At 41.4% G+C, this 10,906-nt stretch carries 9 protein-coding genes; 6 read left to right on the top strand and 3 right to left on the bottom strand.

What is annotated here, in order from left to right; all coding sequences use genetic code 11:
- Positions 1-498: 498 nt before the first annotated feature.
- The 3 genes from A33I_RS16870 (at position 499) to glnA (ending at position 3,555) form a co-directional block, all read left to right on the top strand.
- Complete coding sequence (locus A33I_RS16870) at positions 499-1,377, top strand: NAD(P)-dependent oxidoreductase (protein WP_022629509.1); 879 nt, start codon at positions 499-501, stop codon at positions 1,375-1,377.
- A 78-nt stretch (positions 1,378-1,455) separates the two neighbouring features.
- Positions 1,456-1,911, top strand: a complete 456-nt coding sequence (locus A33I_RS16865) for a DinB family protein (RefSeq protein WP_022629508.1) — start codon at positions 1,456-1,458, stop codon at positions 1,909-1,911.
- A 276-nt stretch (positions 1,912-2,187) separates the two neighbouring features.
- The gene (gene glnA / locus A33I_RS16860) at positions 2,188-3,555 is read left to right on the top strand and encodes a type I glutamate--ammonia ligase (protein WP_031311784.1); all 1,368 of its coding nucleotides are present in this window, start codon (positions 2,188-2,190) and stop codon (positions 3,553-3,555) included.
- Between the two features lie 44 nt (positions 3,556-3,599).
- Here glnA and rarD read toward each other — a convergent pair whose 3' ends face one another.
- Both rarD and pdxK read right to left on the bottom strand, forming a co-directional pair.
- Entirely contained in the window at positions 3,600-4,553 is a 954-nt protein-coding gene (gene rarD / locus A33I_RS16855) for an EamA family transporter RarD (protein WP_022629506.1), read from the bottom strand.
- A gap of 62 nt (positions 4,554-4,615) precedes the next feature.
- Entirely contained in the window at positions 4,616-5,419 is an 804-nt protein-coding gene (pdxK, locus tag A33I_RS16850) for a pyridoxine/pyridoxal/pyridoxamine kinase (RefSeq protein WP_022629505.1), read from the bottom strand.
- Between the two features lie 204 nt (positions 5,420-5,623).
- Between pdxK and A33I_RS16845 the strand changes: the two genes are divergently transcribed.
- The gene (locus tag A33I_RS16845) at positions 5,624-6,250 is read left to right on the top strand and encodes an FMN-dependent NADH-azoreductase (RefSeq protein ID WP_012960804.1); all 627 of its coding nucleotides are present in this window, start codon (positions 5,624-5,626) and stop codon (positions 6,248-6,250) included.
- A 499-nt stretch (positions 6,251-6,749) separates the two neighbouring features.
- Here the strand turns inward: A33I_RS16845 and A33I_RS16840 are convergent, their stop codons facing one another.
- Entirely contained in the window at positions 6,750-7,688 is a 939-nt protein-coding gene (locus tag A33I_RS16840) for an ATP-grasp domain-containing protein (protein ID WP_022629504.1), read from the bottom strand.
- A gap of 195 nt (positions 7,689-7,883) precedes the next feature.
- Between A33I_RS16840 and A33I_RS16835 the strand changes: the two genes are divergently transcribed.
- Both A33I_RS16835 and A33I_RS16830 read left to right on the top strand, forming a co-directional pair.
- On the top strand, positions 7,884-9,332 hold the full coding sequence (locus A33I_RS16835; protein WP_022629503.1) for a glycoside hydrolase family 32 protein: 1,449 nt from the start codon (positions 7,884-7,886) through the stop codon (positions 9,330-9,332).
- 159 nt (positions 9,333-9,491) lie between these two features.
- Entirely contained in the window at positions 9,492-10,862 is a 1,371-nt protein-coding gene (locus A33I_RS16830) for a YjiH family protein (protein WP_022629502.1), read from the top strand.
- Positions 10,863-10,906 lie beyond the last annotated feature (44 nt).

Here is a 10,906-nt window from a genome sequence, read left to right as displayed (position 1 = left end):
GAAGAAACTGCCCTTTTTTTTATTTTTTTAATCATTTCCTCAGGCCACTAAAAAAACCATGGGTTTATCAGTGGCCTCGCTCTAGGCACCGCAGGAGTCTACGCATATTTCATCCGCTGGTTTATTGCTTTTTCCAGGAATGGAGTGGAATAATTTAGTTAATAGGCTCAGTTCTATTCACTAAGTGCTTCTTATAATGAGGGAGCAACATAACAACTTTCTTCCTCCGTTGATTGAAGCGGAAGGGACTCGACTCCTGCGGGATGTGCGTGGCCAGGGAAGACTTTTTTAGTATGTGCGTGGTCAATAGGTATCCTACCAGAGATCAAGCGACAAGGAGGCAACTGGTACCGCCGCGGAAAGCGTGTGCCTGCAGTGGAAATCAACAACCACTGCAGGTGCTCACTTTTTCTAGGTAACCTAATCTTTTAAGGTATTTAAAAGGATTTTTGCCAAGAATCGAGAATAAATGACATATACGAAAGGTGTGTTGTTTGAATGGATAAGGTAAAATCAATTGGATTTATCGGCTTAGGAGTTATGGGGAAAAGTATGGCTAAAAATCTGATGAAAAAAGGGTTTTCGGTGAACGCTTATACACGAACAAAATCGAAAGCAGAAGATCTCATTGAAGAAGGCTGTACGTGGTGTGAATCGTCCACAGAAGTAGCGGGAAAAGCAGATGTAATCATTACGATGCTAGGGTTTCCAAGTGAGGTCAAAGAAATCTATTTTGGTGAAGAGGGGCTGCTTAATAAAGCAAGAAAAGGCAGCATCTTGATCGATATGTCGACCTCATCTCCCACTCTTGCAAAAGAGATTGCCGAAGCTGCTGACAAACATCAGATGACCTCACTTGATGCTCCTGTTTCTGGCGGGGACATTGGAGCAAGAGAAGCTCGTTTAACGATTATGGTTGGTGGTAATGAAGAAGCTTATAACAAAGTACTTCCTGTTTTTCAGGCAATGGGTACGAATGTTGTACTGCAAGGCGGACCAGGAATGGGGCAGTATACAAAAATGGTCAACCAGATTGCGATAGCTACAAATATGATAGGAGTTTCAGAGGCAATTAGTTACGCAGATAAGGCAGGATTGAATCCAAATCTAGTACTTAAAAGTATTGGCGGGGGAGCAGCAGGAAGCTGGTCACTTAGCAATCTAGCTCCACGTATGATAGCAGGAGACTATGAGCCGGGGTTTTATATTAAGCACTTTGTGAAAGATATGACAATTGCGCTAGAGTCGGCAGAAGAACTAGGCCTTGATACACCGGGGTTGAAACTTGCTAAGGGAATGTATGAGAAGCTAGTGACGCGCGGATTTGAAGATGCAGGAACTCAAGCATTAATTAAACTCTATGTCGATCAAGCGTAATCGTTTCCAATCTATCGACATTCCTACTAGAATAGAGTGGAAAGACACGTTTCAACATACACTTAGGAGGTAGTAAACATGGAACAAACACTATTTAGACAGTTAAACACTTGGCGTGCTTTTACGTTAAAAACACTGCAAAAGGTAGAAGAGAATCAAGTTGATCAAATTCCAGAGGGGTTTAATAATAATATCCGTTGGAACGCTGGCCATATTGTTGTCATCCATGACCGTTTAACCGCTCAAATGCTTGGAGAAGCTCCTAGTTATCCTAAGGGGTATGATACGTATTTCGATAAAGGGACAAGCCCGAAAGATTGGGATGATGCTGTTCCGTCTTTAGAAGAAATTAAAGCAGAGCTTGAAGGCCAGATTGCAAAGCTTGAACAAAAGTTAAAGGGCAACTTAGATAGGGAGCCGCTTGGTAATGTGTTTGATATGCCGACAATCGGTGATTTGACCGTTTTTTCAGTCGGCCATGAAGCGATGCATTTAAGCACGATCCATAAGTTAATGAAGTTCACAAAAGTATAAAGAATGTAAAGGATTCGTGAAGTGTATAGAGATCTTATTAAGACTAGCGAGAAGCTGTTGCTAGTGCTTGTGACAATTGATAAGGTAAAGGTGCAGCAAGCACGACCCCCTTTATCCTTTTTTGAGTGAGCTGGGAATATTCCCAGCTCCTTTTTTACGTAAAATTAGCTCACTCATATTCCATGTTAGATAATCTAACATAAGTATTGCGAAAATTCACTCAACAACATAAAGTAATAAAAAACAGAGAAAAAATACTTTATGAAAAGGAAGTGGATGGGGATGACAACTGTATCAGTACCAACGAGAGAGAGCCAAATTGAGGAAATTCGTGCAACGATTGAGACAAAACATGTAGAGCTATTGCATATGCAATTTGTAGATATTGAAGGAACATTAAAACATGTAACAATTACATCTGAACAATTAGATCAAGCAGTAAACGGTCAAGTGATGTTTGATGGTTCATCAATAACAGGCTTCACTCCGATTAACCAATCAGACTTATATTTAACGCCTGATTTAAGCACCTTTGCTGTACTTCCTTGGACAGAAGAGGAAGGGTATTCTGAAGCGAGGTTTTTATGCAGCGTAAAAAAGCCTGATGGGTCGGACTTTTTGGGCGACCCGCGCAACGTTTTAAAAGAAACGGTTAAGCGTGCTGAGGAAAAGGGCTATTCAATCAATGTAGGTCCAGAGCTTGAGTTCTTCTTATTTGAGACGGACGATGCGGGACAGCCTACATTAAAAACACAAGATGTCGGCGGATATTTTGAGCCGTCACCAAAAGATAACGGTGAAAAAGTTCGTTTAGCGATTTATAAAGTATTAAAGGAAATGGGCTTCACGATTGAAGCATCGCATCACGAGGTGGCAATCGGCCAGCATGAAATCAACTTCAAGTATGCTGATGCACTTGGTGCGGCAGATGCAGCAACGACATATAAATGGGTCGTAAAAACAGTAGCAGGACAGCATGGTCTTCATGCCACATTCATGCCAAAGCCGCTTGCAGGGGCAAATGGCAGCGGAATGCATACGAATATTTCGCTGTTTGATATCGAAAAACAAGAAAATGCTTTCTATGATGATACAGATGAGTTAGGGCTGTCTGAAACAGCTTATCAATTTATAGCCGGATTAATTGATAATGTGAAAGACTTTGTAGCAGTGACAAACCCGCTTGTAAACTCATATAAACGTCTCGTTCCTGGCTATGAGGCTCCTTGTTATATTGCTTGGTCAGCTTCAAACCGTTCAGCTCTTATTCGTATCCCGGCAACACGTGGCGCTGGAACTCGTGTTGAGATCCGCTGCCCGGATCCATCAGCAAACCCTTACTTTGCATTTGCTGTTGTTGCATCAGCAGGCCTTGATGGAATTGAACGTGAACTGACTGCACCCCCAGCAGTCAATGATGATATTTTCAGCATGACACGTAAAGAGTGCTTTGAGCGCGGTATTTCGAACCTGCCGACAAACCTTGAGTCTGCTCTAGATCATTTTGAAGCAGGTACGATTGGCCGCAACACTTTAGGTGAACATGCATATTCAGAATATATTGAACTAAAACGTGGTGAGTGGGATGACTTCCGTACAACGGTTTCTGATTGGGAAGTAGCAGCTTATCAAGCGAAGTTTTAAGAATAGTAAAAGCATGCAGTCATTTGGCTGCATGCTTTTTTAGATTACATTCCTTTTTCTTTCGTGTGAAGAGGAACACTTCGCCTCGCTGTTATTTTTTTGAAGGCAGGGGTGCCGGAAGTAGTGAAAATAAGGAGTCCGATCCATATGAAAATAAACGCGGCCAATTGGATCAAGCTGAAGGGCTCTTTATATAGAAAGACACCAAACAGAAGCATTAAGGTCGGTCCAATGTATTGAAGGAACCCGATTAATGACAAGGATATCTTTTTTGCACCAACAGAGAAAAGCAGAAGTGGTATAGCTGTTGCAGCCCCGGCTCCAATTAACAGTATCCATGTTTCAAGAGAGTGTGCTGAAAAAATGCCCGCTTCAGGTTTGGCAAACCACACATAAAGCAGAGCAAAAGGGGTCATCAACATTGTTTCAATTGTTAGTCCTACCAGTGCACCGACATTGACTAATTTTTTCATAAGTCCATAGATTCCAAAGGTAATAGCAAGCAAGAAAGAAGCATACGGAATAACCCCGTAATAAACAGTCATTAAGGTCACCCCTATAAATGCAAGGGCGAAAGACACTCCTTGCCAGCGAGTAAACCTCTCCTTTAGAAATATCATGGCAAGAAGGACATTAACTAACGGATTAATATAATAGCCAAGGCTCGCCTCTACCATCCGTTCATTCGTTACCGCCCAAATAAAGACAAACCAGTTTAACGTGATAAAAACAGAGGCTGAAATCATGCCGATTGTTTGCTTTTTACTGGTAAGAAGACGTTTAACCTCTTGTACAAAAAAGCCAACCTGTCCTCTTAACGCTAAGATACCAACCATAAAAACAAGGGACCAAATTATCCTGTAGGCTAATACTTCCCCTGGAGTTACATGTTCAAGCTGTTTCCAGTAGAGAGGTAGGATTCCCCATAATATATAAGCAAAGATCGCGGCTGTAATCCCTATCTTTTGTTCTGAGTGCTGCGTATTAGATTGTTGCACCTTGTCACTGCCTTTCTATAAACATAACAGGTCTGACAAATGCCAGACCTGAATCGTACTACTTACCTTCTATTAGCTATATGTTTTAATGGCCCGACATATTGATTGAGTCGGAATGAATGCTTAATAGCTGTGTTGACAAATTCTTTCGCTGTGTGGATCGCTTCTTGTACAGAACGTCCTTTTGCTAGCTCTGCAGTGATCGCAGCTGCAAAGGTACAGCCAGCCCCGTGAGTAAACGTTGTATCGATTTTTTCTGATTCAAGCAGTGTGAAATCATTTCCATCAAAGTACACATCGACTGCTTTATCATGATCAAGCTTGCTTCCACCTTTTACCACAACGTGTTTTGCACCAAGCTCGGAAATGGCAGCTGCTGCTTCTTTCATTTCACCGATTGTTGTAATCGGACCGTGTCCGCTTAGCTGCGCAGCTTCAAATAAGTTTGGTGTTACCACTAATGCTTTAGGTACTAAGACATCACGCAGACATGCATCCGTTTCTGGATTCAATGCCTCATCTGCACCCTTACATACCATAACAGGGTCTACAACGAAGTTTGAAATATTGTATTGATCGACTTTTTTAGCTACAAGCTCAATAATTTCCGTACGTCCGAGCATTCCTGTTTTAGCGGCATCGATCCCAATGCCAGCAAGTACTGTTTCAATTTGCTTTTCTAGCTGTCCCACATCTTGAGGAAACACTTCATGATTCCAATTATTATGAGGATCCTGCGCTACGACTACCGTTAAGGCATTCATACCATAAACGCCAAGTTCCTGAAATGTCTTAAGATCTGCTTGCAGTCCTGCTCCGCCGCTTGTATCTGAACCCGCAATGGTTAACGCTTTTTTCATTGTCATAGATGTCCACTCCTTTAGTATGCTACGATTCGATCGTTTTTACTTGTCCTCCATTATAAGGGAAAGTATGAAAGAGATAAATGGGAAATCTAAAAGAGTAATGAGCTTTTCTATTGACGAATGAAAAGAATGTTACTATACTTTATTTAGTAAACAAAAAAGTATAGAAAGTTTATAGAAATATAAAAAGGGAGAGATAAACCAATGGCAACAGTATTATTTGTAAAAGGAAATCCAAGAACGAAAGAGGAAGCAGTCAGCGTAAAAATGTATGAGGAGTTCCTCACAACCTATAAAGAAGCAAACCCAACTGATGAAGTTATTGAGTTGGATCTATATAAAGAAAATCTTCCTTACCTTGATGCAACCATGCTGAACGGACTGTTTAAGCCAATGCAGCAAATTGCTACAACTCCAGAGGAAGATGCAGCTCGTGAGTTAAACGATCGTTACCTTGAGCAGTTCATTAGTGCGGACAAAGTCGTATTTGCTTTCCCACTATGGAACTTCACGATTCCTGCAGCACTGCACACGTATGTAGATTACCTAAGCCGTGCTGGCAAAACATTTAAATACACACCAGAAGGTCCTGTAGGATTAATGGGTGACAAGAAAGTTGCGTTATTAAATGCACGTGGCGGCGTTTATTCAAACGGACCAATGGCTCAGCTTGAAATGTCTATGAACTACATGCGCACAGTAATGGGCTTCTGGGGCATCGAACAGCTTTCAACTGTAATCATCGAAGGTCATAACCAAATGCCAGATGAGGCAGAAAACATTATTGCAAACGGACTTGAAGAAGTACGTAAGACAGCAAAAGCATTTTAATTATGAACAGTAAAAGCGCTGGGAGAGAAAATCTCCCAGCGCTTTTTTGATTACTAAGTGGAGTAATTTAATTATCTTTCAAAAGCAACCAAAAAGAAGGTGCCTCAAACAAGGGATAGCATAGTTGTCGCTTCTGAAATATGCTTCGCTTTCCGCGGTGAGCTGCTGAGCTTCCTCGGGCTTTTGCCCTGTGGGATCTCAGCCCTGCTCTAGGCACCGCAGGAGTCTCCACATATTTCATCCGCTTGGTTACTGCTTTGTGTAATTATTAAGTGGAATGATTTAATTATGGTTCAATGCAAATTATAATAGTGAGTTCATCTGCTAGAGATCATTTAAAAGCTACTTATAATGGGGGTACTATACAACACCTTGCCTCCGTTGGTTGTAGCGGAAGGCACCGATTCCCGGGAAAAGCGAGTACCTGCAGCGGAGATCAACAACTACTGAAAGGGGCGCTTTTTGTGTTCTAACGAGATACCCATACTTTCATTCACATTTAGCTATAATGCTCAACGTACAATTCTCCAAGCACCTTCGCAATTTCTTTCATGCCGTACTTACCGGCTTTGCGTTCTGCGTCAGGATTGTAGTTTGTATTCGTGTTAACGTCATACGTAAAGAGATTTCCCGAAGCATCACGAATAAATTCAATTCCGGCAAAATGAATATCATTAGCAAGCAGGAAAGCTTCATACTTATGAATAATTGGGTCATCAAAGTTTTCAATGATCTTAAACTTCTCTTTTGGCTGTGCGGTCGTTGGACAGAAAGCATCGCCAATCTGACAAACATCAGCAGGACACAATTCAAAACCCTCTGATGTGTCTACTTCCACAGCATAAAAGAACCTTCCCCCAATAAATTCACAGCGAGTAATTGTTGAATCTGGTGATTGAATGTATTGCTGCAAAAGGGTAATACCATCAATTGGCTCTTCAAAATCCGGCCCTTCCACATACTTTTTAAGTGCGTCTGTATTCTCAAATAGCTGAACGCCAAGTCCTTTTCCTGCTCGATTATGTTTTGTAATAAATGGAGCATCGTTGAATGCTTCAGACGCATCTATTATATGTTTTTTCCCGACAGCTGCCATTGTTTTTGGCGTTTCAATTTCAAAGGATTCAAGGGCTGTATATTGTGCGACTTTGCTCACTTCAAGCTTAAGGGCACGGCTTGTATTAAGCACGATACGGCCATAAGCTTCCAGCCAATCAAGCACAGCCCCTGTAAATTCTGGTGCATATCTGTGCTCTCTGGTGTGAGAAGAAGCACTCATGCGATTATAAAAAATTCCTTGTGGAGGCTCTTTTGTTAGGTCAATCATTCCTTGGTCCAAGTGCCAGGTTTCAAATGGATGGCCAAGAGCTTCTAATTCCTTACGAAGCGGCTCAGTCCATTCCTCATTTTCATGAATGACATATATTTTTGCAGTCATCAGTCAGCTCCCCTTTCAATCCTTATTATTCTTATATGATATAAAGATTATAACGCATTGGGGCTCTTTATGGTACAAGCTTGCTCGACGTAATAACATAGAAAAATAAGAAGAAGTTGCACCGCGCGTCTCTCTGCGATACGATAACGCAGAGAAGAAGCAGGTACGATGCGAAAAAAAGGAGTTGTCTGTATAATGTCTGATCGTGATAAACAATTACGTGAAGCCGCTTATCAGGAAGTTGAAACACATAAATCATTAGTAGAAAGTGATCGTTTTCGCCTAGGGTATCACTTAATGCCGCCAGTCGGCTTGTTAAATGATCCAAATGGTTTTATCCAATACAAGGGTGTATACCATTTGTTTTATCAATGGAATCCGTTTAAAACAGAACATGGCGCAAAATTTTGGGGACATTACACCTCACGTGATTTAGTCAATTGGGAGCACCATGAGATAGCCCTTGCACCAAGTGATTGGTTTGATAAGAATGGCTGTTATTCCGGGAGTGCGATTGAACATAACGGAAAGATGTATTTATTTTATACAGGCAATGTAAAAGATGAACACAATAATCGAGAGAGCTATCAAGTATTAGTAGAATCAGAAGACGGTTTTACTTTTGATAAAAAAGGAGTCGTTGTTGAGCTTCCTGAAGGGTATACAGCTCATTTCCGCGACCCTAAAGTTTGGAAGCGTGATGATTATTTCTATATGATAGTCGGAGCACAAAGCGAAGACCTAACAGGAAAAGCTGCCTTATTGCGTTCTAGTGATCTATACAAGTGGGAACATTTAGGGGCGATTGCTGGTGCGCACGTAGGGTCATTAGAAGATTTCGGCTATATGTGGGAATGTCCCGACTTATTTGAACTGGACGGCGAAGAAGTGCTAATCCTCTCACCTCAAGGGTTAGAGCCTGAGGGAATGTTATATCAAAATATTTATCAAGCAGGCTACTTTATTGGAAAAATGGATTATGAAAACGCTCGGTTTGATCACGGTGAGTTTGTGGAAATGGATCGAGGCTTTGAGTTTTATGCTCCGCAAACGACAGAAGATGATCAAGGGCGCCGCCTGCTCTTCGGTTGGTTAGGGCTGCCTGAAGAACGTGAGGAAGACCACCCAACCATTGAATATAAATGGATCCATGCGATGACTTTGCCTCGTGAACTTAGAGTGAAAGATGGCAAGCTCTATCAACTGCCGGTAGAAGAGTTAAAAAAGCTTAGACATGCTGAAGTCATTTATCAAAATGTGGTATTGAATGAAGAGGAGCAAGCTTTCGCAGGGATTGATGGAGAACGTTTAGAATATGAGCTCACGTTTAACGAAAATCCTTCAGGTGAAGTAACGATTCAGATGCGTAATCATGCAACGATTACGTATTCCCCTGAAAAAGAGCGCTTGACGCTGAGCCGAATCAGCTTTGTGGATGGCAAAACGATTGAGGAGCGTCATTGTGAGATCAGCGAGCTGAAAAATCTCCGTGTGTTCCTAGACTCTTCATCAATTGAGATATTTGTAAATGACGGGGCAGAAGTATTTACCGCTCGAATTTACCCGGATGAAAACGAGAAAAATATTACCTTTAAAACAGGACAACCGACATCTGTTCAACTGCAAGCGTGGATGTTATACTAGGCTAGTATGATTAACAAGTGAACCAAGCCTGCACCTCATCAAGAGGGTGAGTGTGTAGGCTTTTTATTTTCTTAGAATAGCATAATTATACGGTGAGATGATTGATCACTCATCATCACTTTGCAGTCATATTAGATGTGGTTAGTTCGGAGGGATAGTATGGATTCATCTAATCAAGCAGAAAGAAAGAAGCGATTTACCGCTAAACATTATTTAGCATTCATCCTTCCTTCTTTGATTGGTATTTTATTATTTATGACACCGATTGTTATAGACGGGGATATTACGATTCCTGTAGCCTTTTTGGCAGGTATTGTAGAGGGAGCATTTGCTGATGTACTTCCGTTAGCAATGACGATTCTTCTTGTCCTCTCGGTGATTATGACAGTATTTGTTGTAGCAGCAAAGCCTGCCTTTGCGAAAAAAAGCGAGCTGGTCGAAGCCTTATTTGATGTAGGCTGGACGTGGACAATTATTCGAGTGTTTGGAGTGTTGTTTGCTGTTTTAACATTGATGGAGTGGGGGCCAGAGTTTATTTGGTCAGAAGACACGGGTGGTCTTTTACTGTTTGAACTAATCCCTATTTTATTTTCTGTATTTTTATTTGCCGGGTTCTTCTTACCTCTATTAATGAACTTTGGTTTAATGGAGCTTGTTGGATCAATTTTAAATCGTATCATGCGTCCATTGTTTACTCTTCCGGGCCGCTCATCGATTGATTGTATGGCTTCTTGGATGGGTGATGGAACGATCGGGGTACTGCTTACGAATAAACAATATGAAGATGGCTATTATACAAAACGTGAGGCAGCTGTTATTGGGACCACCTTCTCTGTCGTTTCGATTACGTTTAGTATCGTCATTTTGTCTTATATGAACTTGGAGCACTTATTCTTACCGTACTACGGAACAATCGTATTAGCCGGGTTTGTAGCAGCAATTATTTTGCCTCGTATCCCTCCTTTGTCTAGAAAAGCAGATACGTATATTACAGATAAGAAATACGATGCAAAAGAAGAACGTCAAAGTATCGGAGCTTCTTTTAAGTCAGGGCTTCGTCAAGCGTTAGAGCGTGCGACAACGAATAATGGCTTCGCTGCAAATGTCAAAGGCGGCATGAAAAATGTCCTTGATATGTGGCTTGGAGTGATACCTGTAGTAATGGCTCTTGGTACAGCGGCACTTGTTGTTGCTGAATATACGCCTTTATTTGAGTGGTTAGGTGCACCATTTATTCCGCTTCTTCAAATCATGCAGGTACCAGAAGCTGCAGCAGCTGCTCAAACAATGGTAATTGGATTTGCAGATATGTTCTTGCCAGCAATTATCGGCAGCGGCATTGAAAATGAAATGACGCGTTTCATTATTGCCTGCGTATCTGTTACTCAATTAATTTATATGTCTGAAATTGGCGGACTGCTTCTAGCATCTAAGCTGCCAGTATCGTTTACAGATCTAGTGATTATCTTTATTGAGCGTACGCTGATCACACTGCCGGTTGTTGTGTTAATGGCTCACTTGATCTTTTAATGGTTGAATGGATGAGTATTAAGCTAGGCAGCTGAAGCAGCCAA

Source organism: Alkalihalophilus marmarensis DSM 21297 (assembly GCF_000474275.2).
Lineage (GTDB): Bacteria > Bacillota > Bacilli > Bacillales > Bacillaceae_D > Alkalihalophilus > Alkalihalophilus marmarensis.
Note: the sequence above shows the minus strand (reverse complement) of the source record. Positions and strands in the feature narration are given on the sequence as shown.

What these genes read in the sequence shown, in the direction of transcription:
- A33I_RS16870 (WP_022629509.1), top strand. Translation starts at nt 499, where the DNA reads ATGGATAAGGTAAAATCAATTGGATTTATCGGCTTAGGAGTTATGGGG.
- A33I_RS16865 (WP_022629508.1), top strand. Translation starts at nt 1,456, where the DNA reads ATGGAACAAACACTATTTAGACAGTTAAACACTTGGCGTGCTTTTACG.
- glnA (WP_031311784.1), top strand. Translation starts at nt 2,188, where the DNA reads ATGGGGATGACAACTGTATCAGTACCAACGAGAGAGAGCCAAATTGAG.
- pdxK (WP_022629505.1), bottom strand. Translation starts at nt 5,419, where the DNA reads ATGACAATGAAAAAAGCGTTAACCATTGCGGGTTCAGATACAAGCGGC.
- A33I_RS16845 (WP_012960804.1), top strand. Translation starts at nt 5,624, where the DNA reads ATGGCAACAGTATTATTTGTAAAAGGAAATCCAAGAACGAAAGAGGAA.
- A33I_RS16840 (WP_022629504.1), bottom strand. Translation starts at nt 7,688, where the DNA reads ATGACTGCAAAAATATATGTCATTCATGAAAATGAGGAATGGACTGAG.
- A33I_RS16835 (WP_022629503.1), top strand. Translation starts at nt 7,884, where the DNA reads ATGTCTGATCGTGATAAACAATTACGTGAAGCCGCTTATCAGGAAGTT.
- A33I_RS16830 (WP_022629502.1), top strand. Translation starts at nt 9,492, where the DNA reads ATGGATTCATCTAATCAAGCAGAAAGAAAGAAGCGATTTACCGCTAAA.